This is a genomic window from Streptomyces sp. WMMC500, from assembly GCF_027497195.1.
Lineage (GTDB): Bacteria > Actinomycetota > Actinomycetes > Streptomycetales > Streptomycetaceae > Streptomyces.
The window spans coordinates 2,998,210-3,023,670 of sequence record NZ_CP114905.1 but is presented as its reverse complement, the minus strand read 5'-3'; the positions used below and the strand labels follow the sequence as shown (position 1 = coordinate 3,023,670).

25 protein-coding genes are annotated in these 25,461 nt (G+C 74.8%); 13 read left to right on the top strand and 12 right to left on the bottom strand.

Annotation, left to right across the window (positions count from 1 at the left end; genetic code table 11):
• Positions 1–222 precede the first annotated feature (222 nt).
• From sigE to O7599_RS12445, 5 genes are all read left to right on the top strand, one after another.
• Positions 223–1,023 (top strand): RNA polymerase sigma factor SigE, encoded by an 801-nt coding sequence (gene sigE, locus O7599_RS12465; RefSeq protein WP_281622219.1) that lies wholly within the window; start codon positions 223–225, stop codon positions 1,021–1,023.
• Positions 1,020–1,817, top strand: coding sequence for an anti-sigma factor (locus tag O7599_RS12460; protein ID WP_281622218.1), 798 nt, complete (start codon positions 1,020–1,022; stop codon positions 1,815–1,817). Before sigE ends, O7599_RS12460 begins: the two co-directional genes overlap by 4 nt.
• A 1,469-nt stretch (positions 1,818–3,286) precedes the next feature.
• Positions 3,287–4,975 carry a trypsin-like peptidase domain-containing protein gene (locus O7599_RS12455; RefSeq protein ID WP_281623359.1) on the top strand — a complete coding sequence of 563 codons (1,689 nt, stop codon included), beginning with the start codon at positions 3,287–3,289 and terminating at the stop codon, positions 4,973–4,975.
• Positions 4,976–5,130: 155 nt separating this feature from the next.
• A complete protein-coding gene (locus O7599_RS12450; protein ID WP_281622217.1) occupies positions 5,131–5,604 on the top strand; it encodes a sec-independent translocase in 474 nt (157 codons plus the stop codon).
• A gap of 164 nt (positions 5,605–5,768) precedes the next feature.
• Complete coding sequence (locus tag O7599_RS12445; protein WP_281622216.1) at positions 5,769–6,413, top strand: hypothetical protein; 645 nt, start codon at positions 5,769–5,771, stop codon at positions 6,411–6,413.
• A gap of 109 nt (positions 6,414–6,522) precedes the next feature.
• Here O7599_RS12445 and O7599_RS12440 read toward each other — a convergent pair whose 3' ends face one another.
• The gene (locus O7599_RS12440; RefSeq protein WP_281622215.1) at positions 6,523–7,659 is read right to left on the bottom strand and encodes an Mrp/NBP35 family ATP-binding protein; all 1,137 of its coding nucleotides are present in this window, start codon (positions 7,657–7,659) and stop codon (positions 6,523–6,525) included.
• A 95-nt stretch (positions 7,660–7,754) separates the two neighbouring features.
• On the opposite strand from O7599_RS12440, the gene O7599_RS12435 reads away from it, so the two are divergent.
• The gene (locus O7599_RS12435) at positions 7,755–8,519 is read left to right on the top strand and encodes a hypothetical protein (protein WP_281623358.1); all 765 of its coding nucleotides are present in this window, start codon (positions 7,755–7,757) and stop codon (positions 8,517–8,519) included.
• A gap of 6 nt (positions 8,520–8,525) precedes the next feature.
• Here O7599_RS12435 and O7599_RS12430 read toward each other — a convergent pair whose 3' ends face one another.
• Positions 8,526–9,047 (bottom strand): hypothetical protein, encoded by a 522-nt coding sequence (locus O7599_RS12430; RefSeq protein WP_281622214.1) that lies wholly within the window; start codon positions 9,045–9,047, stop codon positions 8,526–8,528.
• 39 nt (positions 9,048–9,086) lie between these two features.
• Positions 9,087–10,196 carry a magnesium and cobalt transport protein CorA gene (locus O7599_RS12425; RefSeq protein ID WP_281622213.1) on the bottom strand — a complete coding sequence of 370 codons (1,110 nt, stop codon included), beginning with the start codon at positions 10,194–10,196 and terminating at the stop codon, positions 9,087–9,089.
• A 516-nt stretch (positions 10,197–10,712) separates the two neighbouring features.
• Here O7599_RS12425 and O7599_RS12420 point away from each other — a divergent pair.
• The 3 genes from O7599_RS12420 to O7599_RS12410 all read left to right on the top strand — a co-directional run bounded on the left by O7599_RS12420 (position 10,713) and on the right by O7599_RS12410 (position 13,071).
• A complete protein-coding gene (locus O7599_RS12420; RefSeq protein ID WP_281622212.1) occupies positions 10,713–11,321 on the top strand; it encodes a suppressor of fused domain protein in 609 nt (202 codons plus the stop codon).
• A 154-nt stretch (positions 11,322–11,475) separates the two neighbouring features.
• Positions 11,476–12,111: a DUF6758 family protein gene (locus O7599_RS12415; protein WP_101421731.1), complete on the top strand. Its 636-nt coding sequence runs from the start codon at positions 11,476–11,478 to the stop codon at positions 12,109–12,111.
• Between the two features lie 114 nt (positions 12,112–12,225).
• Positions 12,226–13,071, top strand: a complete 846-nt coding sequence (locus O7599_RS12410; protein WP_281622211.1) for a PHP domain-containing protein — start codon at positions 12,226–12,228, stop codon at positions 13,069–13,071.
• 168 nt (positions 13,072–13,239) lie between these two features.
• Here the strand turns inward: O7599_RS12410 and O7599_RS12405 are convergent, their stop codons facing one another.
• The 5 genes from O7599_RS12405 to O7599_RS12385 all read right to left on the bottom strand — a co-directional run bounded on the left by O7599_RS12405 (position 13,240) and on the right by O7599_RS12385 (position 17,295).
• Complete coding sequence (locus O7599_RS12405) at positions 13,240–13,890, bottom strand: sigma-70 family RNA polymerase sigma factor (protein WP_281622210.1); 651 nt, start codon at positions 13,888–13,890, stop codon at positions 13,240–13,242.
• On the bottom strand, positions 13,883–14,062 hold the full coding sequence (locus tag O7599_RS12400) for a hypothetical protein (protein ID WP_281622209.1): 180 nt from the start codon (positions 14,060–14,062) through the stop codon (positions 13,883–13,885). The genes O7599_RS12405 and O7599_RS12400 overlap by 8 nt, the downstream gene beginning before the upstream one ends.
• Before the next feature lie 186 nt (positions 14,063–14,248).
• Complete coding sequence (gene soxR / locus O7599_RS12395) at positions 14,249–14,704, bottom strand: redox-sensitive transcriptional activator SoxR (RefSeq protein ID WP_281622208.1); 456 nt, start codon at positions 14,702–14,704, stop codon at positions 14,249–14,251.
• A 53-nt stretch (positions 14,705–14,757) separates the two neighbouring features.
• Entirely contained in the window at positions 14,758–15,633 is an 876-nt protein-coding gene (locus O7599_RS12390; RefSeq protein ID WP_281622207.1) for an alpha/beta hydrolase, read from the bottom strand.
• A gap of 102 nt (positions 15,634–15,735) precedes the next feature.
• Positions 15,736–17,295: a DEAD/DEAH box helicase gene (locus O7599_RS12385; protein ID WP_281623357.1), complete on the bottom strand. Its 1,560-nt coding sequence runs from the start codon at positions 17,293–17,295 to the stop codon at positions 15,736–15,738.
• Positions 17,296–17,675: 380 nt separating this feature from the next.
• Here O7599_RS12385 and O7599_RS12380 point away from each other — a divergent pair, with 380 nt between their 5' ends.
• The gene (locus O7599_RS12380; RefSeq protein WP_281622206.1) at positions 17,676–18,455 is read left to right on the top strand and encodes a ferritin-like fold-containing protein; all 780 of its coding nucleotides are present in this window, start codon (positions 17,676–17,678) and stop codon (positions 18,453–18,455) included.
• Between the two features lie 146 nt (positions 18,456–18,601).
• Here the strand turns inward: O7599_RS12380 and O7599_RS12375 are convergent, their stop codons facing one another.
• From O7599_RS12375 to O7599_RS12360, 4 genes are all read right to left on the bottom strand, one after another.
• Entirely contained in the window at positions 18,602–18,889 is a 288-nt protein-coding gene (locus O7599_RS12375) for a hypothetical protein (RefSeq protein ID WP_281622205.1), read from the bottom strand.
• Between the two features lie 145 nt (positions 18,890–19,034).
• Entirely contained in the window at positions 19,035–19,262 is a 228-nt protein-coding gene (locus O7599_RS12370) for a DUF3107 domain-containing protein (protein ID WP_281622204.1), read from the bottom strand.
• Between the two features lie 116 nt (positions 19,263–19,378).
• Positions 19,379–20,020, bottom strand: coding sequence for a TetR/AcrR family transcriptional regulator (locus O7599_RS12365; protein ID WP_281622203.1), 642 nt, complete (start codon positions 20,018–20,020; stop codon positions 19,379–19,381).
• 162 nt (positions 20,021–20,182) lie between these two features.
• The gene (locus O7599_RS12360) at positions 20,183–20,434 is read right to left on the bottom strand and encodes a hypothetical protein (protein WP_281622202.1); all 252 of its coding nucleotides are present in this window, start codon (positions 20,432–20,434) and stop codon (positions 20,183–20,185) included.
• A gap of 159 nt (positions 20,435–20,593) precedes the next feature.
• Between O7599_RS12360 and O7599_RS12355 the strand changes: the two genes are divergently transcribed.
• From O7599_RS12355 to O7599_RS12345, 3 genes are all read left to right on the top strand, one after another.
• Positions 20,594–21,601 carry an alpha/beta hydrolase gene (locus tag O7599_RS12355; RefSeq protein WP_281622201.1) on the top strand — a complete coding sequence of 336 codons (1,008 nt, stop codon included), beginning with the start codon at positions 20,594–20,596 and terminating at the stop codon, positions 21,599–21,601.
• A gap of 233 nt (positions 21,602–21,834) precedes the next feature.
• Positions 21,835–23,403, top strand: coding sequence for a DUF3152 domain-containing protein (locus O7599_RS12350; protein ID WP_281622200.1), 1,569 nt, complete (start codon positions 21,835–21,837; stop codon positions 23,401–23,403).
• A 141-nt stretch (positions 23,404–23,544) separates the two neighbouring features.
• On the top strand, positions 23,545–25,191 hold the full coding sequence (locus tag O7599_RS12345; RefSeq protein WP_281622199.1) for a DUF3492 domain-containing protein: 1,647 nt from the start codon (positions 23,545–23,547) through the stop codon (positions 25,189–25,191).
• Positions 25,192–25,461 lie beyond the last annotated feature (270 nt).

Below are 25,461 nucleotides of genomic sequence, written 5' to 3'. Positions count from 1 at the left end.
GTTGCCGGTAATCGCCTTCTCCTGTTCCCCGTTGGCACCTGCGCCTGCATCCGTCGCAAGCGTGACTGTATCCGCTGCGCCTGGGAACCTGCTGGCCGGACCGTGCGTTGGGGGAGACGGAAGTGATACGGACGAGGTAAGGATGCCGGCGGGGATGGTTCCGCTGAATGCGGGAAAATACCGGTCGGAAGAGCTTATCCGGAGCTAACGGGCGAGGTGGATATGGTAGGGGGCCTACTGGACACCACCAGAGCCACCAGGGGAGGTGCGGCCGCGTCCGGCGAACGGGACGCCCGGCGACGTTTTCGCCGCGGGTCCCGGGCACCGGATGAGCCGAAATCCGTGACCGACAATGCTGACGACCGCAGCCATGCCGCCGACACCGTGACCGTTGCCGGATTCTCCACGTTCCCGGCCGACGACGCGTCGTCCAAGGGGTGGACTCCGCCTTCGTGGGAGGAGATCGTCAGCACTCACAGCGGTCGCGTCTACCGTCTCGCCTATCGCCTCACCGGGAACCGGCACGACGCGGAGGACCTCACGCAGGAGGTCTTCATCCGCGTCTTCCGGTCGCTGTCGACGTACACCCCCGGGACGTTCGAGGGCTGGCTGCACCGCATCACCACGAATCTCTTCCTCGACCAGGTGCGGCGCAAGCAGCGCATCCGGTTCGACGCGCTCGGTGACGACGCCGCCGAGCGGCTGCCGAGCCGCGAGCCGTCGCCGCAGCAGCACTTCAACGACACGCACTTCGACGCCGACGTCCAGCAGGCGCTGGACACCCTCGCGCCCGAGTTCCGGGCAGCGGTGGTGCTGTGCGACATCGAGGGCCTGTCGTACGAGGAGATCGCCGCCACCCTGGGCGTCAAGCTGGGCACGGTCCGCAGCCGGATCCACCGCGGCCGTTCCCACCTGCGCAAGGCGCTCAAGCACCGCTCCCCGGAGGCGAGGGCCGAGCAGCGCTCGCTCGCCGGGGCGGGGCAGGGCGCCTACGGCTCGGACGAGGAGGGCGGAACGCTGTGAGCAGCGTGGGCGGGCTGTCGCCCGCCGAGCAGCACCTGGGCGAAGCGCTGGCGGCGCTGGTCGACGGGGAACTGCCCCACGACGCGCGGGACCGCGTGCTGGCCCATCTGGCGACGTGTCCGCGGTGCAAGGCCGAGGCCGACGAGCAGCGCCGGCTGAAGAGCGTGTTCTCCGCCGCCGCCCCGCCGCCGCCCTCGGACGGCCTGCTGGCCCGGCTGGAGAACCTGCCGGGCGTCGACCTCGACGACCCCGCCCGCCGGTCGCCCTTCGCGGGCGGGGCCGGCGGTGCCGCGCGTACGGGCGGCAGGGCCGGCGGCGTGCGCGCCCCCCGGGCCGGCGGCTTCGGCGGCGGTGTCCTCGACGGCGCCGTGCTCGACGGCGGCCCCGGGTTCCCGATCCACGAGGTCGAGCGGCCCGCCGCCGCCCGCGGGCGGCGCTTCGCGTTCGCCGCAGCCGGCGCGGTCTCCTTCGCGGCCCTCGCCCTCGGCGGCGCGCTGCCCATCGAGTCGGCCATCGACCCCGCAGGATCCCCGGCCGTCACCCCCGGCGACCGCGGCGTGCCCGCGCGCTACTCGTACGACCCCCAGCTCTCCACCTCCGGCGGCGCGCAGGACGCCGGGCCGGTCCAGCCGTACACGACGCAGAGCGGGCCGTTGCAGATGGCCGCCTCCGCGACGGCGGCCACGACCGCGACGCCGCAGCCTCCGCTGCTGTCGGTCTTCGCGGTCACCAAGTCGGCGACGCCCGCGCCGAAGACCGCGCTGAGCGGGATGAACACCCCGTCGCCGCAGTGACGCTCACGGTGACGCCTCGCCGGTGCCGGCGAGGCGTCGGCTCCCGGGCGATGCGCCGGACCGCATGCACCTGATTGAATCGCTAGGGCCTGCCCGGCGGGTGAGCAACAACTGCGGGCCGCGACGGTCCGCGCCCAGTCGCATGCGGAACGTGTGGGGAGAAAATGGACCAGGGGAAGCCGAGTTGGTGGAGGCAGGAGCCCGGCGAGCCTCCGCGCGAGGCCGAGTCGGACACCGCCGGACCGCCCACCGACTCCGACACCTCCGCGCCACCGGCGGACACGCCGGCTGACGCGGGCCCGCCCCCGGGGTACGACCCGGAGGTGGACCAGTTGCGCCGGGTCCGGGAGGCGCTGCGCGAGTGGCGCGACGGGGAGGACGATTACCACAGGGACCGGAGCCGGGCGTCGGCCGAGGCATCCGCGGGCGGCGCGGTACCCCCGGCGGGGCAGCGGGACGCGGCCGAGCCGGACGGGCAGCCCGCCGCGCCGACCCTGGAGACCGGCATGCCGGCCGGCCCGGCGGACGCCGTACCCGGAACGGAGCGGGCAGGTGCCGCGGACGCGCCGGGCGCGACGCCGGCCGCCGCCGCGTCCGCGGAGGGTGCACAGGCCGGATCGCCGGACGCCGGCGACCGGGCCGGGCAAGGGCAGGACGCTGACCCGTTCGCCGCCTCGCCCGTGGCCGCGGACCTTCCCGTGGCGCCGGCCCCGGAGGCCGGCGGGCAGGGCACGGAGGCGGACGGCGGGACGCTCCCGACGCGCCCCAGCACCGGTGAGACGCCCGTCCCGGCGGCGGACGAGGGTGCGTCTGCCGCGGCAGACGGTGGATCGAGCACGGAAACGGTGGCGCTTCCGACGCGCCCCGGGACCGGAGACGCGCAGAGCCCGGCGGCGGGTTTCCCCGGCACCGGGGCCGCCGCGGCGCAGGACCAGGACGCTCCCGCGGCGGACGCGGGCCCGGGCACGGGCGCCGTGCCGGCGGGCGCCGGGGGTGCGGACGAGCGGCCCTGGGAGGTCGGCGTGCGGCCGTACCCGGGGGCCGCGGAGGAGGCCGGGTCCGGCGAGGCGACGGGCGGCAGGGGCATACCCCCCGCGTTGTCCGCCGTCGCCGGCGCACGCGCCGGCCGGGCAGCCCTGCCGCCGCACGACGAGCGGGCCGGCGCCGGGACGCCCGCGGCGGCCTCAGACGGCCCGCAGAACGCCGCGGAGCCCGCGCGGACGCCCGAGCCCGGGACGGCCGAGAGCGGGGCCGCCTACGGCCCGGAGAAGCCCGCGGCGGCGCCCGCCGACACGCGGGCGAGCGGCTCGGGGCCGGACGCCGGCGCTCCGGGGCTTCCGGGCGCTTCCGGCGGCTTCGGCGAGGTGCCCGGGCAGGACGCGCGGGATGCCGCGGAGCCGGCGCATCCGCACCGGGCCCACGGCGAGCCGGCCGGCCACCCGGCCGACGCCCCGGCGGGCCCCGGCGGCGTGGGCGGCGACCGGGGCGTGGCCGGTCCCCCCGTCGAGGACGACGACACCACGCAGCTCGCCGTCATCTCCGACTCCGACCCCCGGCCCGCCGGGGATCTCCCGGGCCCGCGGGGGCCCGTGGCCGACGCGCCCGGGGCGCCCGCCGCCGCGGCGACCGGGGGTGCCGAGAGCGACGTACCGCGCCAGCCGGCGCCCGGCGACCCCCGCTACCCCGGTCCCCAGCCCGGCCACCCCGGCGCCCCCGGGCCGCAGGCAGGTCCCCCCGCGCCGTACGGGCACGGCGCCCAGACCCCGCCGCACGGCGCGCCGCCGCCGGGCGGCGTACCCGCGCCGGGCGGACCCGGGCACGCGGGCTCCGGGCGGCCTCCGGGCGCGCCGCCGCCCACGGCACACGGCATGCCCGGCCCCGGCGCCCCCCACCCCGGGCCCGGCGGGCCCGGCACCCCGGGTGCGACCGGTGCGACCGCGCCCTACACCCACCCGCAGGGCGCCCCCGCGGGGGGCCAGTGGCAGCGGTACGACCCCTGGGCGCCCGCGCACGCGGCGCACGCTCCGGAGCGGCGCAAGGGGCGCGTGGCCACCCTCGTCGGGGCGCTGGTCATCGCGCTCGTCGCCGGTGGCATCGGCGGTGCCATCGGCAGCTACATCGAGCGCAACGGCACCCCGGGCCAGGTCGAGTTGGACCAGTCCTCCGCGACCGACGACGGCGGCAAGCGGCCGCCCGGCAGCGTCGCCGGGATCGCCCGGTCCGCGCTGCCCGGGGTCGTGACGCTGCGCGTCAGCGGCGTCGCCGAGCAGTCCACCGGCACCGGCTTCGTCCTCGACAAGCGCGGGCACATCCTGACCAACAACCACGTCGTGCAGCCCGCCGAGGACGGCGGCGACATAACGGTGACGTTCAGCGGCGGCGAGTCCAAGTCCGCGGAGGTCGTCGGCGGCGACGCCGGCTACGACCTCGCCGTCGTCCGCGTCGAGGGTGTTTCCGGGCTGAAGCCGCTGCCGCTCGGCAACTCGGGCTCCGTCGCCGTCGGCGACCCCGTCGTCGCCATCGGCGCGCCGTACGACCTGCCCAACACCGTCACCTCCGGGATCATCAGCGCCAAGGAGCGCCCGATCACCGCCGGCGGCGAGCAGGGCGACGGCAGCGACGTCAGTTACGTCAACGCCCTGCAGACCGACGCCCCGATCAACCCCGGCAACTCCGGCGGCCCGCTCCTCGACTCCGAGGGGCGCGTGATCGGCATCAACAGCGCCATCCGGGGCGCCGACAACGGCAGCGGCGAGCCCCAGACCGAGCAGGGCGGCAGCATCGGCCTGGGCTTCGCCATCCCGGTCAACAAGGGCGCGGAAGTCGCCGAGGAGCTGATCAACACCGGGAAGGCCACGCACCCCGTCATCGGCGTGACGCTCAACATGCAGTACACGGGCGACGGCGCCCAGGTCGGCACCTCCGCGGAGGAGGGCGGCACCGAGCCGGTCACCCCGGGCGGCCCCGCCGACACCGCGGGCATCGAGCCGGGGGACGTCATCACCGGGGTCGACGGCGAAGCGGTGCACAACGGCGAGGAGTTGATCGTCAAGATCCGCAGCCGCAGCCCCCAGGACGAGCTGACGCTGACGATCGAGCGCGACGGCGAGGAGCTGACCGTGGACGTCACTCTCGGCGAGGGCGAGTCCACCGACTGACCCCGGCAAACCACGCCAAACACCCGCATCGGCCGCGCTGGACCAGTCCACCGCGGCCGATGCGGTACTCCCGGGGAAGCGGGGTCGCCAGGTACCGTGAGAGTCGCCCGGACCTGCCGGCAGCGGGCCGACGACAGGACAGCAAGGAGTGCCAGGTGTTCTTCGACATAGGACCCCTCGAGCTGATCGCTCTCATCATCCTGGCCACGATCGTCTTCGGCCCCGACAAACTGCCCAAGGTCATCCAGGACGCGACGCGGTTCATCCGCAAGGTCCGGGAGTTCTCCGACAGCGCCAAGGAGGACATCCGCAAGGAGCTGGGCCCGGAGTTCAAGGACTTCGAGTTCGAGGACCTGAACCCGAAGAACTTCGCCAAGAAGCACCTCCTCGACAACGACGACCTGGGTCTGAAGGAGATCCGCAACGGCTTCGACCTCAAGAAGGAGGTCGCCGAGGTCGGCGAGGCGGCGCGCACCGTGGGGGACATGGACGACGACGGCGCGGGGAAGAAACCGCTGAGCCTGACGAAGGACGGCGGCAGCGGCCCGGACGGCCGGAGCGACGCCGCAGGTGAGGCGAAGGGTACGACCACGGCCGAGCGCCCGCCGTACGACGCGGACGCCACCTGATCGGCTCACATATCAGACCACCTGCCTGTCCTAGCGTATGCAGGTGGATATCCTCCCGTGTGTCTGGGTGAGCGCCCGGCATGCGGTGTGCCAGGCGGGGCGTGCGCCCCGGCGGGGGGCGACCGCCGAATGACAGGTCCAGGCCACGAGGAGGCACCACGCTGATGGAGATGACGAGCGAGGCGGAGCCCGGGGGGACGGTTCAGGAGTCCGAGCCACGCCTGGTGGACAGCTTTCTGCGGGCGTCCTTCCCCTGGTACGGGCTGGACGACGCGTTCGCGGGACCGCGCTGGCTGCAGTCCACCGGGGGCGACGGCGGCGTGGAGCACGGCACGGTGGGCCACGGGGACATGCCCTCGTACCTCGCCGAGGCCGGCATGCGCGAGCACCGCTTCGCGGTGGTCGTGACCGTCGCGAGCCGCCCCGTGCGGCGCAGCGCGGACGGCAGCGGGGTGCTGGAGGCGACGTCCGTGTCGTCCGCGGCCTGGCTGGCGGGCTCCGGGCTGCTGTCGTGCACCTGGCCGACGCAGATGGAGCGCCAGATGCGCGAGGAGTGGCTGGACCAGCAGACGTCGGTGGCCTGGGAGCTGGCCGACGACCTGGAGGGGTCCGGCTGGTCGGCGCTCTCGCTGCCGGTCGACGGCGAGGCGACGCAGTTCCACTACCGCGAGTCGGAGTTCGGCTGGGTGCTGGCGGGGACGACGCAGAACCAGGTGCACCTGGGCGCGTACGGCCGCGGCATGAGCGCGTACGGGCTCGCGTTCTCGGTGATCAAGGACATCACGGCGTACGAAGACCGCCGCGGGTAGCCTCGCGCGGCGGTCCGGGGCGCGGATCGCGTACGAGCCGCGCCCCCCGTGCTCCCGAGGGCCGGGGGCGTACGCCCCCGGCCGCGGTCGGCCGCCCGGGGCGTACGGCTCAGAACTTGTTGCGCGGCGTGACGCCCAGCGACATCCCCGCGAGCCCGCGCGGCCGGCCGCCGAGCTGTGCCGCTATGGCGCGCAGCGTCGCGCCCGCGGGGGAGTCCGGGTCGGCGAGGACGACGGGCTTGCCCTCGTCGCCGCCGGCCCGCAGCGTCACGTCGATCGGGATCGCGCCGAGCACCGGCACCTGCGCGCCGGTCGTGCGCGTCAGCCCCTCGGCGACCTGCTTGCCGCCGCCGGTGCCGAAGACGTCGACCATCTCGCCGCAGTGCGGGCAGGGCAGGCCCGACATGTTCTCCACCACGCCGACGATCTTCTGGTGCGTCTGCACGGCGATCGCGCCCGCCCGCTCGGCGACCTCGGCCGCGGCCTGCTGCGGCGTGGTGACGACGAGGATCTCGGCGTTCGGGACCAACTGCGCGACGGAGATCGCGATGTCGCCCGTGCCCGGGGGCAGGTCGAGGAGGAGCACGTCGAGGTCGCCCCAGAAGACGTCCGCGAGGAACTGCTGCAGCGCGCGGTGCAGCATCGGGCCGCGCCAGACGACCGGCGTGTTGCCCGGCGTGAACATCCCGATGGAGATGACCTTCACGTCGTGCGCCGTCGGGGGCATGATCATGTCCTCGACCTGCGTGGGCTCGGCGTCCGTGCCGAGCATGCGCGGGACGGAGTGGCCGTAGATGTCGGCGTCGACGACCCCGACCTTCAGCCCGTCCGCCGCCATCGCCGCCGCCAGGTTGACCGTCACGGACGACTTGCCGACGCCGCCCTTGCCGGACGCCACCGCGTACACCCGGGTCAGCGAGCCGGGCTGGGCGAAGGGGATCTCGCGCTCCGCCTTGCCGTTGCGCAGGGACGCGGCGAGCGCCTTGCGCTGCTCGTCGCTCATCACGTCCAACTCGACGGTGACGGACGTCACACCCGCGACCTTCTGGACCGCGTCCGTGACCCGCGAGGTGATCGTGTCCCGCATCGGACAGCCGGCGATGGTCAGGAAGACCGCGACGGCCACCGAGCCGTCTGTCCCGATGTCGACCGACTTGACCATGCCGAGGTCGGTGATCGGCCGGTGGATCTCCGGGTCGTTCACCGTCGCGAGCGCGGCGCGCACCGCCTCTTCTGTGACAGCCATGGCACCAGCGTACGGCCGAGTGCCACGGGCGGGGAAAGCCAGGTCTCCGGGCGCCCGGTACGCTGCCGCACGTGATGAGGAGATCGGCCTTCCGGATGGTGCTGTTCGCTGTCTGCGCCACCGTTCTCGCGGGCTGCGGCGAGGACGGTCCGCAGGCGGGTGAGAACGGGGTCGGGAAGCTCTCTCCCGAGAGCATCAGAGCCAAGGCGGAGAAGGCGGCGGCGGGCGCGGGTTCCGTGCGGCTGGCGGGGACGCTGGTGAGCAACGGCCAGCCGGTCAAGCTCGACATGCGGCTGTCGTCGGCCGGCGGCGTCGGCGAAGTCTCCACGGGCGGCATGACGTTCTCGCTGCTGCGCGCCGAGGACGACCTCTTCCTGAAGGCCGGGGACGAGTTCTGGCTGCACCAGGACGAGGGCGAAGACGGCGCGGACGGCAAGGGCGGCAACGGCGGCAAAGACGGCAAGGGCGGCGCCGGCGAGCCCTCGGAGTCCGACGTGGCGGCGGCGCGGAAGCTCGACGGCAAGTACGTGAAGGTGCCGCCGGAGGACACCGCGTACAAGCAGCTCAGCGGCTTCACGGAGATGAAGGTGCTGCTCGACGGGCTGCTGAAGCTCGACGGCGAGCTGGCGGCGGAGGACAACGGCGAGGTCGACGGCTTCCCCACGATCCGGGTGACGGCCGACGACGGCGCGGGCGGGGCGCTGGAGGTGGCCCTGGAGGGGCGCCCGTACCCGCTGCTGCTGGAGCGCGCGGGGGACGCGGGCGAGCTGCGACTCCTGGACTGGGACGAGGAGTTCGAGGTCAACGCCCCGCGCAAGGAGGACGTCGTGGACTACGGGAAGCAGATCTCGGCGAGCTGACGGCCCTCAGCCGCGCCGCTTCCGCCCGAACAGCAGCCGCGGCAGCGCCGCCGGCGCCGGCCGCCGCGTCGTCGCCGGGCTCCCCGGCGGCGGGGCGGCCAGCGAACCGGACGGCAGTGCGTCCCCGGCGACCGCCGCGCCGTCCCGCGTCAGCCGCAGCACCCGGCTCTCCCGGGCCCAGCGCTCGGCGACGTGGTCCGCGTCCACGGCGTTGAGCCGCTTGCCCTTCAGCTCCGCCACCGCCGCACGCCACGCCTCGCTCTCCGGCGCGAGTTCGGCCACCCGCGCCGGCCACCCGACCAGCCGCCCGCCCTTGTCCTTGCTGCGCACGTGCACGGTCACCGCCGCCCCGTCCGCCAGCCCCAGCCCGTCGAGCGGCTGCTCGGCCGGCCCGTCGCCGACGAGGACGACGGCGCCGTCGAGCCAGACGTGCCACAGCGCGCGCTGGGTGCCGTCGGGGCCCTCGATCCACACGAGCCCGGACTTCCTGGCGGCTTCTTCTGCGAGGGCGGCGTCGATCGGCTCCATGGGGCACGAGCGTAGCCGCCGGGCCCCGGGCCCGTACCCCTACAGCCAGCCGTTGCGGCGGAAGCCGCGGTGCATGGCCAGGCAGATGCCGAGGATCACGGTGAGCACCAGGGGATAGCCGTACTCCCACTGCGTCTCCGGCATGTGGTCGAAGTTCATGCCGTAGACCCCGGCGATCATCGTCGGCACCGCGAAGATCGCCGCCCACGACGTGATCTTGCGCATGTCCTCGTTCTGCGCCACCGTGGCCTGCGCCAGGTTGGCCTGGAGGATGGAGTTGAGCAGCTCGTCGAAGTTGACGACCTGCTCGTGCACGCGCGCCACGTGGTCCGCGACGTCCCGGAAGTACTTCTGGATCTCCGGGTCGACGAACCGCATCGGCCGCTCCGACAGCAACTGCATCGGCCGCAGCAGCGGGGCCACGGCCCGCTTGAACTCCAGCACCTCGCGCTTGAGCTGGTACACCCGCCCGGCGTCGCTGCCGCGCCCGCTGCGGCCGCGGCCCGGCGAGAAGACGTCGATCTCGACCTCGTCGATGTCCTCTTGGACGGCGTCGGCGACGACGAGGTAACTGTCGACGATCTGGTCGGCGATGGCGTGCAGCACCGCGGACGGGCCGGTCGCCAGCAGCTCCTGGTCCTGCTCCAGCCGGGCGCGCAGCGCCCGCAGCGAGCCCTGGCCGCCGTGCCGGACGGTGATGATGAAGTCCTCGCCGGTGAAGCACATCACCTCGCCGGTCTCCACCACCTCGCTGGAGGCGGTGAGTTCGGCCTGCTCGGCGTAGTGCAGGGTCTTGAAGACGGTGAACAGCGAGTCCTCGTACGGCTCCAGCTTCGGCCGCTGGTGTGCGTCGATCGCGTCCTCGACGGCCAGCGGGTGCAGCCCGAACTCCTCGGCGATGCCGGCGAACTCGCGCTCCGTCGGCTCGTGCAGCCCGATCCACGCGAAGCCGCCGCCGGCGCGCACCCGGCGCATCGCCTGCGCGGGCGAGAGCCGCTCGCTGACGCGCCGGCCGCCGCGGTAGACGGCGCAGTCGACGACGGCGCTGCCGGCGGCCGGGTCGCGGGTGGGGTCGTAGCCGTGGGCGGACTGGCCCCGGCGCCTGCGGGCGGGACGGACGACGGCTCGCAGGTCACGGATCATCGACATGGGCGAACTCCTTCACGCTCCTGCCGGGCGCGGGCCAACGCTGCCGGGAATGGGGATCTACGCTGAGGTACACCCACAAAGCGGGCACCGCTGAGCGCGCCGACGGCACGTCAGTGGATGACGACGGAAAAGTGCGTGCTCAGCCGCCGGGCGCCGAACGGCGCGGCCGGAAGTCGACGCCGGGAGTCGAACCGGGGTCCCCGCGACGCTGCGGGGCGAGGCCGGCGAGGGTCAGCGAGCGCCGGGCCGGGCGGGAGAGCTGTCGGTACTGCAAGGTCGGCTGGGATCCACCGCAGTCCCCACCTCCTCCGGCCGGGCCCTGTCGAAGGGCGTGTGTGTCGAAGCCGTTCGCGTGCTGCTCGTGTCGCCACGTGTCTGTCGCTACGTGGCGCTACGTGTCGAGGCCGTGCCCGCGCCGTACGGACGGCGCGCATCAAGCCGACACGTCAGGTTACCAGCCGCCGGTGAACCGACCGGCCGGCGTTGACGGTTCCCGAGCGGCCTAGGCTGAGGAACATGGCGTACGACGACGTGCTCGCGCAGGTGGAACGGCGGCTGACCGGGGCGTTCGGCGAGCCCGACGCGCGGGCCTCCGTGACCTTCGTCGGCACGGACCGCATCGAGGTGGTGCGTTTCCCGTCGGCCACCGCGGAAGGCGAACCGCTGCTGCGCTACGCCACCCTGGGCATGTCCGCGCAGCCCATGACCGACCCCGCGCAGGTGCTGGCCGACCCGCTGCGCGGCCCGCGCGCCGAGCTGCTGCTGACCGTACGGGCCGGGCGCGCCGACACCGCCAAGGTGCTGCGCCCGCTCGCCGTCCTCGCCGCGTCGCCGCAGGTCGAGGGCGTCGTCGTGGCGCCGGGGGCGTCGCTGGAGGTGGGCGAGCCGCTGTGGCCGGGGGCGCCGTTCCGCGCGGTGCTGGTCGCGGAGCCGGGCGGGCTCGTCGACGACGTGGTGCTCCCGGAGCCGCGGGAGCCGGTGCGGTTCCTGCCGCTGCTGCCGATGACCCCCAACGAGGCCGCGTGGAAGCGGGCGCACGGCGCGGCGGCGCTGCGCGAGCGCTGGCTCACCGCGGGCACGGACCTGCGCGACCCGCTGCGCCGCGGGGTGGATCTGGGCGCGTAGCGACGCCGGCCGGGCGGGGCGTACGCGGCCCGCCCCGCGGCCCGGACCTGGGCCCGCGCCCACGGGTGCGCCGGTGCCGCGGCGCCCGGCCGGGCGGCCCCGGACGGGTGATCGTCCTTGACGGCGCGGCGACCGGGGAGGACCGTAAGTTCCTATGAGGGGCGAACCCAGTTGCCCGAAGTGCGGCGGGCGGGTCCGGGCGCCCGGTCTCTTCACCGACTCCTGGCAGTGCGAGCGGCACGGACCCGTGCAGCCGCTGCAGCCCGTCATACCGCCCAGCGTCGAGGCGCTGGGGGTGGTGGTGCACCGGGCCCAGGTGCCGGTGTGGATGCCGTGGCCGCTCCCCCTGGGCTGGCTGTTCACCGGCGTCGCCAACGCGGGCGACGACCGCAGCGGCGGCCGGGCGACCGCCGTCGCCTGCTCGGGCCCCGGCCCGCTGGGCGGGCCCGGCGAGCTGATCCTCGTCGCCGAGGAGCTGGGCGTCGGCCTCGGCGCGCGCTTCGCCGGCGTCCAGGGGCCCGACCCCGGCCCCGGAATGTGCACCGACAAGCCGCCGGACGCCAAGGTCATCGCCGCCGGCCGGCCCACCCCGCTGTGGCACGTCGGCGGCGTGCCCGCGGACCGGGCCGTCTTCGCGGGGGAGGCGCGCGGGCTGTGGCTGTGGGCGGTGGTCTGGCCGGAGCAGTCCGGCCTGCTGCTCTACGACGAGCTGGTGCTCACCGACCTGCGGGACGCGGGCGCCGAGATCGAGCTGCTGCCCTGCGGGGCGCTGTCGCCGCGACTGCTGTAGTACGCGCGCTCCGTGGCCGGTGCCGCGGGAAGCCGCGCCTCCCCGAGGGGGCGCCCGCCCCGGCCCGTAAGCTGGGTGCCTTCCGCGACCCCGAGCCCGTGCGAGGTACCGTCCGTGCGCATCGACCTGCATACCCACTCCGCCGATTCGGACGGTACGGACACCCCCGCCGACCTGGTGCGCAAAGCGGCGGCCGAGGGTCTGGACGTCGTCGCGCTCACCGACCACGACGGCGTCGGCGGCCACGCCGAGGCCGTCGAGGCGCTGCCCGACGGGCTGACCCTCGTGCCGGGCATGGAGCTGTCCTGCGACCTCGACGGCGTCAGCCTGCACATGCTCGCGTACCTCTTCGACACCGAGGAGCCGGAGCTGACCCGCGAGCGCGACGCCGTGCGCAACGACCGGGTGCGCCGGGCGCGGCTGATGACCGAGCGGCTGATCGAGCTGGGCGTCCCGATCACCTGGGAGCGGGTGCAGGAGATCGCCGGTGAGGGCGCCATCGCCCGGCCGCACGTGGCCAGCGCGATGATCGAGGCCGGCGTCGTCGACTCGGTGCAGGACGCGTTCACCGACGAGTGGATCGGCTCCGGGGGCCGCGCGTACGTGGAGAAGCACGAACTGGACCCCTTCGACGCCATCCGGCTCATCAAGGGCGCCGGCGGCGTCACGGTCTTCGCCCACCCGCTCGCGGTCAAGCGCGGCGTGTGCCTGCCGGAGAGCGCCGTCGCGGAACTGGCCGCGGCGGGCCTCGACGGCATCGAGGTGGACCACATGGACCACGACGAGGAGACCCGCGCCCGGCTGCGCGGCATGGCCACCGACCTGGGCCTCCTGGCCACCGGCTCCAGCGACTACCACGGCTCCCGCAAGACCTGCCGCCTGGGCGAGTTCACGACGGCCCCGGAGGTCTACGAACAGATCGTGGACCGCGCCACGGGCGCCTCCCCGATCAAGCGCTGACCCCGCGCCGGACCGCCGGGGCGGCCGGAGCGCTGGGGCACGCCGGGCCGCGGGGGTCCTTTGCCGCTTGAGAAGAGGCGGGTGAGGTCGATGATGAGATCGACCTCACCCTCGTTGCTCGATGGGCCGGCGGCTCGGCCTACCGCGCCGGCCCCACGGCCCGCGCTGTCATTCGCGCTTGTCCCGACGCTTGCGCTCGTCCCCGCGATCGAGCCAGGGGAACATGGAAGCGATCACGCCTCCGTCTGCCACACCCCCGGTCAGGATTCCGATGAGGATCAAGAGGATCGCCACGATGACGGCAAGCACCGTCTGCAACGTCACCCTGCCACGCCAGACATGCTGCGCCACCGTGCCGGGGCGCACGCCCAGGAGGTCCGCGGTCTCCCGCCGGGTGTAGCCCATACCCTCGACTGCCCATAGTGCGTGGCGCTGCTGCTCCGGAAGGTCCCGAAGCGCGACGTGCACTCGCATGCGATCGGTCACCAGGACACTGAGGTCCGGGGCGACCGGCGGGCCGTCACAACGCAGCGGGTCGGCCGCGCGCCTCGTCTCCAGGCGGGAGCGCCTGGCCTCCTTCTTGGCCAGCTCGTCCACCTTCTTGGCGATCTTCAGGTACACGAAGGCGCGCGGGTGGTTCAGCTCGTCACGCCGCTTCACCGCCTCGACGAACGCCGAGCTGACGATGTCGTCGGCATCGGCCGCGCACTGCGGAATTCCCGCGATGTCGAGCAGCTTGCGGGCCTTGCCGATCATCTCCGCGTGGGACCGGGCAAACAACTCGCCCAGTTCGTCGGCTGCCGCTTGCGGCTTAGCCATCCGCCCTCCCCTGTGCCCGAGTCTCCTGCGCCGACGACACATGTCCGCGCTCGGCGCGGATGATCTCGGCCCGGCCCCGGGCCCGATTGCGGTATGCCAGGCTGTCCAAGAGCTTCGTGATGCCCAGCGCCAGCGGCACCGTCACCGCCATCAGAATGCCGAGGAGTTCCACGGCCAACCTCCGTTCAGTGTGCGGCCGTTCGGGCACCCCGGGACCGGGGTGGCGGCCGTTCACCTCTGTAGTGGCGTGAGGCGACTGTTCTGATGACACGCATGCCAAGATTTTTCGGATGCTCGGCAGAACGCTTGAGTGCTGAGGGTAGCCAGCCCGCGGCGGGGCGGGGGCCGTACTGATGGGTCACACCCCGAGGCCGCGGGCGCCCGGGCCGCGTTCGCCGAGGCGGTCGTCGGTGTTGGCCAGCGCGCACCTGTCGAGGGACAGGCAGCCGCAGCCGATGCACTCGGTGAGGTTGTCGCGCAGCCGCTCCAGCCGGCGGATGTGCGTGTTGAGATCCTTGCGCCAGCCCTCCGACAGCTCCGCCCAGTCGGCGCGGGTGGGCGTGCGGCCCTCGGGCAGCACCGCGAGGGCGTCGCGGATCGCGGCCAGCGGGATGCCGACGCGCTGCGAGGCGCGGATGAACGCGACCCTGCGCAGGGTGTCCCGGGAGAAGCGGCGCTGGTTGCCGGTGGTGCGGCGGCTGCTGATCAGGCCCTGGCGCTCGTAGAAGCGCAGCGCGGACTGGGGGACTCCGCTACGGGCGGACAGCTCGCCGATGGTGGCTTCCTTGGCCCGGGGCGACAGGTGGTGCGTCATGCCCGCCAGCGTAACTTCACCTGAAGTGTGGTTGAGGTTCGGCGATTGCCCGGTCACCCGGCCGTCGCCGCCGGGGCGGCCGACCAGAAAGCGGCGAGGGCGGTGGCGGTCTCGACGGGGCGGTCGACGTTGGGGGAGTGGTCGGCGCCGTCGACGACGGTGCGGTGGGCCCGCAGCCTGAGCGCCATGTCGTCCATCTCCGCCACCGGCCAGACGTAGTCGGACGTCCCGGTCAGGACGTGTACGGGCAGGGGCAGACCGGCCAGCTCCGCGGTCCTGTCGGGCTCCTCGCACAGTTGCCGGGCGGTGGCGATGAGCTGGGCGGGGCTGGTGCCGAGCCAGCGGCGGTGCAGGAACTCCGTCACCTCGGCGGGGGTGCGGGCCTCGGCGGCCTCGGGCGGGTCGAAGGCGCGCATGGCCTGCCAGACGGTCTCCATGTCGTGCGTGACGAGGGCGTCGCCCAGGAGCTTCGCGCGGGACCGCTGCTCCGCGCAGACGATGCCGGGGCCGCTGCTCATGAGCGTCAGCGAGGAGAACGCGCCGGGGGCGCGGAGGGCGGCGGCGCGGGCGATGTGGCCGCCGAGGGAGTGCCCGACGACGTGGGGCGGGGTGCCGTCGGGGGCGGCGAGCGCGGTGGCGAGGGCGAGGACGTCCCCCGCGAGCTCGTCCTGCGCGTACCCGGCCTCGTCGGCGGGGCCCGCCGACTCGTACTGCCCGCGGCCGTCCACGGCGACGGCGCGGTAGCCGGCGGCGGCGAGCGGTTCGAGCAGGGCGATGAAGTCCTCCTTGCTGCCGGTGAACCCGGGCAGCAGGAGCGCGGTCCCGCGTACGGGCCGCCCGGCCCGCAGCGCGGCGAACTCCCCGCGCGGGGTCTCGATCAGCAGGGCCTCGGCCCCGGCCGGCAACGCGACGAACGGCGGCTTGCTCATCCTCCGACCCTAGGGCCTGCCCGTACGGCGCCGGTCACCCACCCCGGGGGCGACGACGGGCCCGGGGCGCAGGTGGCGCCCCGGGCCCGGCAGAGGGTCGTGCTACTCCGCGGCCTGCTGACCCGCGCCGCTGCCGCTCCCGCTTCGGGTGCGGCGACGGCGGCGGCGGGGCTTGCGGGGAGCGGCGTCCGCCGCGGCCGCGGCCGGCTCCGCCGGCGCGGTCTCCCGCGACTCGGCGGCGCCCTCGGCGCCCTCGGCGGCCTCCGCCGCCAGCGGGCGGCCGCTGCGCGTACGGCGGCGCTGCCGCGGCGTGCGGGTGCGCTTCGGGCGCTCCTCGGTGGCCGCGCGGCGCGAGCCCGCACCGCGGCGTCCGCCGCCCGTCTCGCCCAGGTCCTCCAGCTCCTCGGCGCCGAGCCCCGCGCGGGTGCGCTCGGCGCGCGGCAGCACGCCCTTCGTACCCTCCGGGATGCGCAGCGCCTCGTACAGGTGCGGGGAGGTGGAGTACGTCTCCTCGGGGTTCTCCAGGTCGAGCTCCAGCGCCTTGTTGATCAGGTGCCAGCGCGTGATCTCGTCCCAGTCGACCAGCGTGACCGCCGTGCCGGACGCGCCCGCGCGGGCGGTGCGGCCGATGCGGTGCAGGTACGTTTTCTCGTCTTCCGGCGTCTGGTAGTTGATCACGTGCGTGATGCCGGCGACGTCGATGCCGCGCGCCGCCACGTCCGTGCAGACCAGCACGTCGACCTTGCCGTTGCGGAACGCCCGCAGCGCCTGCTCGCGCGCGCCCTGGCCCAGGTCCCCGTGGACCGAGCCGGCGGCGAACCCGCGCCGGGTCAACTGCTCCGCGACGTCCGCGCACGTGCGCTTCGTACGGCAGAAGATCATGGTCAGCCCGCGGCCCTCGGCCTGGAGGATGCGCGCCAGCATCTCGGGCTTGTCCATCGAGTGCGCGCGGAAGGCGTGCTGCTCGACGGCCGCGACGGTCGCCCCGGTGTCGTCCGGGGTGGTGGCGCGGATGTGGGTGGGCTGCGACATGTAGCGCCGGGCGAGGCCGATGACCTGCCCCGGCATGGTGGCCGAGAACAGCATCGTCTGCCGCTTGGCGGGCAACTGCTGGATGATCTTCTCGACGTCCGGCAGGAAGCCGAGGTCGAGCATCTCGTCGGCCTCGTCGAGCACCAGCACCTTGATCTTCGACAGGTCCAGCTTGCGCTGGCCGGCGAGATCGAGGAGGCGGCCGGGGGTGCCGACGACGACGTCGACGCCCTTCTTCAGCGCCTCCAACTGGGGCTCGTACGCCCGGCCGCCGTAGATCGACAGCGCGCGGACGTTACGGACCTTGCCGGCGGTCAGCAGGTCGTTGGTGACCTGCACGCACAGCTCGCGGGTGGGGACGACGACGAGCGCCTGCGGGGCGTCCGTCAGTGCGCCGGTGTCGGCGCGACCGGTCTCGACGTCGGCGGGGACGACGACCTTCTCCAGCAGGGGAAGGCCGAAGCCGAGCGTCTTACCGGTACCGGTCTTGGCCTGGCCGATCACGTCGGTGCCGGCGAGGGCCACGGGAAGGGTCATCTCCTGAATGGGGAAAGGAGTGGTGATTCCCACGGCCTCCAGGGCCTCAGCAGTCTCGGGGAGGATCCCCAGGTCTCGAAACGTGGACAGGATGCTTGCCTCTTCTGTCGGTCGCGGCGAGCGGCGGGGGACGGGGGTCGTACCGCACGGGGTGGCGCGGGACCACTTCTTCCGTCTCTCGGGCGCTCCAGCCGCGAGAATTCCCTCCGGCGGTGTGCGTACGGCGGGACAGGCCGCACGGGCTCCGCTGAGAGCGGTCGGGGTCGGAGCCGATCGGGCCACCGACCGGGCATCCTTCAGTACATGCTTCCCACGCGTCTCCGGACTCACGCCCGCGCATGGGGGACCCGCCGTGACCGGCGGGTGCTATACCACTCTACCTAAAATCGTGCAGCCGTGTTGTGCGATGTCTCATAGTCCACGGGCTGACCAGGCTCTTCCCAGGTCCGCGCAGGCCGCTATTCTCCGCTCCTATGGACACTCCCCCTGCCGACGAGGCCGCCACCCAGGACACCGGAGACACCGGGGACTCCGGGGACACCGGGACGGCCCCCGCATCCGGCGTAGCCGCCGAGGACTGGGCACGGGCCGCCGCCGACCCGCAGTACCGGGCCGCGGTCGTGGACCTGCTCGGCGCCCTCGCCTACGGCGAGCTGGCCGCCTTCGAACGGCTGGCGGAGGACGCGAAGCTGGCGCCCGGCGTGGAGGACAAGGCGGAGCTGGCGGCGATGGCCGCCGCCGAGTTCCACCACTTCGAGCGGCTGCGGGACCGGCTGGCCGAGATCGACGAGGACCCGGCGCGGGCGATGGAGCCGTTCGCGTCCGCGCTGAACGAGTTCCACCGCCAGACGGCGCCGTCCGACTGGCTGGAAGGGCTGGTCAAGGCGTATGTGGGCGACTCGATCGCCAGCGACTTCTACCGCGAGGTCGCGGTCCGGCTGGACTCCGACACCCGCGGCCTGGTGCTGAGCGTGCTGGACGACACCGGGCACGCGACGTTCGCCGTGGGCAAGGTCCGCAGCGCGATCGAGGCCGACCCGCGGGTGGGCGGGCGGCTGGCGCTGTGGGCGCGGCGGCTGATGGGGGAGGCGCTGAGCCAGGCGCAGCGGGTGGTCGCGGAGCGGGACGCGCTGTCGATGATGCTCGTGGGCGGTGTCGCCGACGGCTTCGACCTGGCGGAGGTGGGGCGGATGTTCTCGCGTATCACCGAGGCGCACACCAAGCGGATGGCGGCGCTGGGGCTTTCGGCGTAGCGCGGCGCCCGGGCGGCGGGCCCGGGCGCGTGTGCGTCTTCGCCGGGTCTGCGGATTCGTCCGGCCGCGGTCCGTACGTCTGTGGCCGTACGTCTGCGGCCCGTACACCCGCGGTCCGTACCGTCCCCGGCTCGGCCGCGGGCCGCTCAGCGGACCGGCCGGCCCGCCAGGTACGCCCTCGCCGGGCGGCTCCGCCCCGGGTTCTTGACCAGCAGCGACAGCATCGCCGCCGCGAAGGCCCCGGCGACCGGCAGGACGATCGGCAGGTTCCCCCCGCCCAGGACCGTGTGGGCCAGGGCGGCGCCGAGCACGGCGGCGCCGGGGCCGGTGGCCAGCGTGAGGTTGCGGAGCCGGAACCGATCCGGATAGCGGGAGAGCGCGGCCAGCGCAATCGCCAGGCCGATGACTGCGGAACACACGGCTGTCAGGATCATCTCGCGCCCGCCCTTCGTTGGGCCCCCACTGCTGGGGCGAATCGGACGCTCCGGGTCTACCCGCATGGATCCGCGGGCAAACGACGGCCCCCCGGAGTCGGACACCGGGGGGCCGGACGAGCTGCGAATGCGGTGGAATCCGCCCTCAGAGGGCGCCGAAACCCACCTTGCGCGCGGTGGGCGCGCCGATCTCCACGTAGGCGATGCGGCCCGACGGCACGAGGATCTTCCGGCCGCGGTCGTCGACCAGGGTCAGCACCTCCGACTTGCCGCCGAGCGCGTCCGCCACCGCGCTCTCGATCTCTTCGACGGACTGCCCGCTCTCCAGGCTGATCTCGCGGGGGGCGTGCTGCACGCCGATCTTGACCTCCACGGCCTGATCCCTTTCGGTCAGTTGGATGTACGTGTGCACACTAACCCGGCGTGCACACCCCGCGGGACCGATGCCTGCACGCCCGCAGCGAACAGCGCGGCGGCGCGCGTCCCCGCCTACGGCTGGTCCGGGCCCCCGTGCATCGGGAAGCCGGCGATGCCGCGCCACGAGAGCGAGGCGATCAGGCGGGCGGCGGCGTCGCGCGGGATGGACCGGCCGGAGCCCAGCCAGTACCGCGCGGTGATCTGCGCCATGCCGCACAGCCCCACCGCGAGCAGCATCGCCTGCTCGACCGGCAGGTCGGTGTCCTCCGCGATGACCTCGCTGACCGCCTGCGCGCAGTCCAGGCTGACCCTGTCGACGCGCTCGCGCACCGCGGGCTCGTTGGTCAGGTCGGACTCGAAGACCAGCCGGAAGGCGCCGCCCTCGTCCTCGACGAAGGCGTAGTACGCGTCCATCGTGGCGGCGACGCGCTGCTTGTTGTCCGACGTCGACGCGAGCGCCGCGCGCACCGCCTTGAGCAGCGCGTCGCAGTGCTGGTCGAGCAGGGCGAGGTACAGCTCCAGCTTGCCGGGGAAGTGCTGGTAGAGCACGGGCTTGCTGACGCCCGCGCGGTCCGCGATGTCGTCCATGGCGGCGGAGTGGTACCCCTGGGCGACGAAGACTTCCTGGGCCGCGCCGAGGAGCTGGTTGCGGCGCGCACGGCGGGGAAGCCTCGTACTGCGTGGACGCGTCTCGGCCTGCTCCATGGCTGTCACTGCGCCTCCTGGTTCCTCAGGTGATCGCCCCCGGGACGCCGGGCCTGTCCGGCGGGCCGACCGCAGGTGCCATCGTACGTGCGGGTAATCGTCCGGCGCTCCGTCGCTGCGCGAAATTTCATCGGCCCCGGCGCGGGGCGAAACGGGGCAATACAGAGCACGTCACCGGTATTCGTCCTCGCCTTCTTCGACGACGCGGGCTTGGTCGGCGGCGTCCGCGGGGTCCACCTCGTCGCCGTGGCGCTCGCCGGGTGTGCCGTTGTCGTCGCCCCGCTCCACCTCCGCGCGCTGCTCCGCGGCGTCGGCCTCCGGAGTATCGGCGTCAGGCCCGCCGGGGGGGTCTGCCGTACGGGACGGGCCCCTGCCGCGCGCGGGCTCGTCGTGGGTGTCCGAATCCTGCGGGTCGGCCGCCATGCCGTCGCCTCCCTGTGCGCGTCGTTCGTCACCCGGACTTCGGGCACAGTTCCGGGCGACGTCCTCCATACGAGCGTAAAAGAGGGCTCTTTCAGCCGCGAGGCGGCTTGTGAGCGCGAACACATGAACCACAGCGTGACTGTCTCGTAACATTGCCCCATGCCGTCGACAGAGCCCTCGCTGGCGGGCGACGCAGCACCCCCGGCGGAAGCCCCGCCCGGGACCGCGCCGCCCCCTCCCGCCGCAGGCGGGGACGGTGTCGCGCGACGGCAGGTGACGCTCCCCGGACTCACGCTCGCCGTCCGCGGCCACCCGCCGGCCCGCGCGGGACTGCCGCCCGCGGTGTACGTCCACGGGCTCGGCGGCTCCTCGCTGAACTGGACCGGCCTCGGCCCCCTGCTCGCCGACCGCGTCGCGGCCGACGCCGTCGACCTCCCCGGCTTCGGCGACTCCCCGCCCCCCGACGACGGCGACTACTCGCTCTCCGGCCACGCCCGCGCCGTCATCCGCTACCTCGACGCCGGCGACCGCGGCCCCGTACACCTCTTCGGCAACTCGCTGGGCGGCACCATCGTCACCCGCGTCGCGGCACTCCGTCCCGACCTGGTGCGCACCCTCACCCTCGTCTCCCCGGCGCTGCCCGAACTGCCCCCGCAGCGCTCCGCGGTGCCCACCGCGCTGCTTGCCGTGCCCGGCGTCACCGCGCTCTTCAAGCGGCTTACCCGGGACTGGACCGCGGAGCAGCGCACCCGCGCCGTACTGGGCCTCTGCTACGGCGACCCGGCCCGGGTCAGCCCGGAGGGCTTCGCCGAGCACGCGCGCGAGTACGCCAGGCGGATGCGGCTGCCGTACCACTGGGACGCCCTGGAGCGGTCAGCGCGCGGGGTCGTCGGCGCGTACGCGCTGGGCGGGCAGCATTCCCTGTGGCGGCTTGCCGAGCGGGTGCTGGCGCCTACGCTGCTCGTCTACGGCGGTCGCGACCAACTCGTATCGTTCAGGATGGCGCGGCGGGCGAAGACCGCGTTCCGCAACTCGCGGCTGCTGGCCCTGCCGGCGGCGGGGCACGTGGCCATGATGGAGTACCCGGAAGTGGTGGCCAGAGCGTTCACCGAGCTGTTGGACGAGTACGAGACAGGGGCTGCCGACGCGAGCCCCGGCGGGAGCTGACACACACGGTGGGCAGGCACAGCGCGGCCGGCAGGGGCAAGAAGCAGGCGCGGGACGGCGGTGGCGGATCCGCACCCGGGTCCGGGTCCGGACCCGGGTCAGGCGCGCGTCCGCCGCTGCCGCGGCGGGGCGACACCGGGCCGATCCCGCGGATCAGCGACACGGGCCCGATCCCGCGGGTGACGGACACGGGCCCGGTGCCGCGGGTGACGGACACGGGTCCGATCCCGCGAGTGACGGACACGGGCCCGGTGCCCCGGGTGCCCGGGGGCGGGCCGGGGCCGGGCACCGGCCGGACGGTCATGGGCACGGGCCCGATGCCGCGGTTCGGCGACACGGGTCCGGTGCCGCGGGTCTCCGGGACGGGGCCGATCCCGCGGGTCTCCGGGACGGGGTCCATCCCCCGGGTCTCCGGAACGGGTCCGGTGCCCCGGGCCGGCGGGACCGGACCGCTGCCGCGGGTCACCGACACCGGGTCGATGCGGCCGGTCGGGGACACGGGCGCCGTGCCGCGGGTCGGCGACACCGGCGGGATGCGGCGCGTCACCGCGCCCGGGGCGCCGCCCGCGCACGGCATGCCCCGCGCGCCCCGCGGCCCCCGCCCTCCCGGCACGCACGCGCCCATGGACGACACCGGCGAGCACCCCCTCGGCCACCCCGAGCACCGGGAGCCGGGCGGCGGCTGGGGCGCGCCGCCGTACGAGCAGCCCGGCCGCGGCCTCGGCGCCGCCACCGTCGCCGCCACGCCCACGCCCGTACGACAGGACTACCTCGACGCCTTCGACGGGCCCGGGCCCGGCCGCACCGCCGAGCCCGCCGCGCGCCCCGGCGACGTGCCGGGGCCGGCTCCCGCGGGCGACGACCGCGGCCGGCCGCCGGGCGACGACGGCGACGGGCCGCCCGACGAGTTCGCCGCCGCCCTGCAGTCCACCGGCGGCGGCCACCGCCGCCCGCGGCGGCGCGCGGCCAACCGCGCCCGGGTCGCCACCGGCGTCGCCGCCGCCGTGGTGACGTGCGCGCTCGCCGCCGCCATCGCCGGCCAGGTCTCCGACGGCCGCGCCAAGCGCGCCGACGCCGCGGCCGCCGACGCGCGCAAGCAGCGTGACGCCGCCGACGACGCCGCCTCCCGCTCCGGCGACCGCGCGGGCCCGGCCGGCAAAGGCGGCTCGGCGCCCGACGAGGACGCGCGGGCCGTCCCCGCCACGTACACCGAGAAGATGGCGGCCACGTACCCCCTCAGCCGCAACCTCACCGGCTCCGGCAAGCTCACCGCGGTCCCCGGGAGCGACAAGGCGCCCGGCCGCGGCGAGGTCGTCGCGTACCGCGTGGACGTCGAGGACGGACTGCCGCTCGACGGCGAGCTGTTCGCGTCCGCCGTGCACAAGACGCTCAACGACAAGCGCAGTTGGGGCGGGCAGGGCGACCGCACCTTCGAGCGGGTGGGGCCCGGCGAGGAGTCGGTGTTCGTCATCACTCTGGCCAGCCCGGGTACCACGGACGAGTGGTGCGCCAAGTCGGGTCTCGACACCGGCGACGAGGACGTGTCCTGCGACTCCGCCGCCACCGAGCGCGTGATGATCAACGCCTTCCGGTGGGCGCAGGGTTCGAAGACCTACGGCGACGACATCCACGCCTACCGGCAGATGCTCATCAACCACGAGGTCGGCCACCGGCTCGGGCACGGGCACGTCGGGTGCGAGCGGGACGGCGCGCTCGCGCCGGTGATGATGCAGCAGACGAAGTACCTGTCGACGGACGGCGCCACCTGCAGGCCCAACCCCTGGCCGTTCCCGCGCGGCTGACGGTGGCAGGGCAAAACGCCCCAGACCCCGAATAGTCACGGGTATTCACCCCTTCCGGTGGCGCGACGGACAACCGTCCATCGCACGGCCCCGCGCGTGCGTACCGTCCTCCCACCGGATGGAGCCACAGCATTCTCGGGGGTGTTCTCGTTGCGCATCGGCCTTCTCGCGGAGGGCGGGTTCCCGTTTGCCGCGGGCGAGTCGCCGGGGTGGTGCGACCGGCTCGTACGCGGTCTTGCGCACCATGAGTTCGACGTCTTCGCGTTTGCCGTGGATGCGGCACAGGAGGCGGCGGACCTCGTGCCGCTGCCGCCGCAGGTACGCGCGGTGCACGTCGCGCCGCTGGGCCGCCCGGCGCCGGGCGAACGCCGCTACGGGCGCGCCGGCCGGCGCCGATTCGCCGAGCACTTCGCGGAGTTGGCGGGCGCGCTGGCGGCCGGCGGGGCCGGGGCGGAGTCCGGGCAGGACCGTTTCGCTTCCGGGCTGTACGGGCTCGCGGAGCTGGCCAGGGACGCGGGCGGGCCGGGGCGCGCGCTGCGCGCGGAGCAGGCGGTGCGGATCCTGGAGCGGGCGTGCCGGGCGCCGGGCGCGTCCCCGGTGGTGCGGGGCGCGCGCGTCGCGGAGCTGCTCGCGGTGGCGGCGCGTCTGGACCGGGAGCTGCGGCCGTTGGCGGCGGGGTGGTACGGGCCGGACGCCGGGCTGGCCGGGGTCGGCCTGTGCCACGCGCTGTCCGGCGGTCCCGCGGTGCTGCCGGGACTGCTCGCGCGGCGGTTCTTCGGCACGCCGCTGCTGGTGACGGAGTACGGGGTGCGGCTGCGACGGCACTACCTGGAGGGCGGCCGGGGGGCGCACGCCGGCGGGTCCGTGGCCGTACGGGCGCTGCTGGCGGCCTTCCACCGCCGGCTGGCGGCGGAGGCGTACGGCAAGGCGGCTCTCGTCACCCCGGGCAACGCGCACGCGCGGCGCTGGGCGCTGCGCCTGGGCGCGGAGGGGCGCAGGCTGCGGACGGTGTACCCGGGCATGGACGCGGCGCGGTTCGCGGAGGTCGGCGACGCGCCGGTGGCCGGCGAGGACCGCAGGACGCTGGTCTGGGCCGGCCGGATCGAACCCGCCCGCGACCTCGTCGCCCTGCTGCACGCGTTCGCGGAGATCCGCAGGGAGGAGCCGGCCGCCCGCCTCGTCGTGGTGGAGACGGAGCCCCCGGCCGCCGCCCACGCGGGCTACCGCGACCACTGCCGCGCGCTGGCCGCCCGGCTCTTCCCTGACGGGGCCGTGGACGCGCACGCGGTGGGCGCGAGCCCGGTGTCGTTCGAGGAGATCGGCGACCCTGCCCTGCCGGACAGGGCGGCGGCGTACGCGACGGGCGGGGTCGCCGTGCTCTCCAGCGTCGTGGTGGGCTTCCCGGTGGGCCTGGTGGAGGCGATGTTCTGCGGCCGGGCGACGGTGTCGACGGACGTCGGCGCGGTACGGGAGGTTATCGGCGGCACGGGCCTGGTCGTCCCGCCCCGGAACCCGCGGGCGCTGGCGGATGCCTGCCTGGCGCTGCTCCGCGACCCGGCGCGCCGGGCGCGGCTGGGCGCGGCGGCGCGGGCACGGGCGGTGGAGCTGTTCACGGCGGAGCAGAACGTGGCGGCCTTCGGGCGCATCTACCTGGAGCTGGCCTCCCGCAGCCCTTCCCCAGCGGCGGCGACCGCCGCCCCGCACCCCTTCGCGCTCCCCCCGGAGGCACACCTGGCGGCTGCGCCGGCGGCGGGCGTCCGCCCCGTTCTTGAGGGGGCGGACAGATGACGGAGGTCCCGAGAGCGAACCCGGAGCCGCGGACGCGGCCACCCGGGCCGGACACGCACGAGCCGTCCCCGGCGACACCGGCGGAGGACCTGGCGGAGGCCCTGGACGAAGCCTTCGGCCCCCGCCCGGCCCCCGTTGCCGTAACGTCCCTCCACCCGCGGCCTGCCGCCGGCGCGGCTCTGCGGCGGGGCGCGGGAGGCGCTGCCGGAACGCCGCCGGACCCGGCCGCCCGGTCGGCGGCTACTCCGGCTGCGCCGGAGCGAGCTGTCG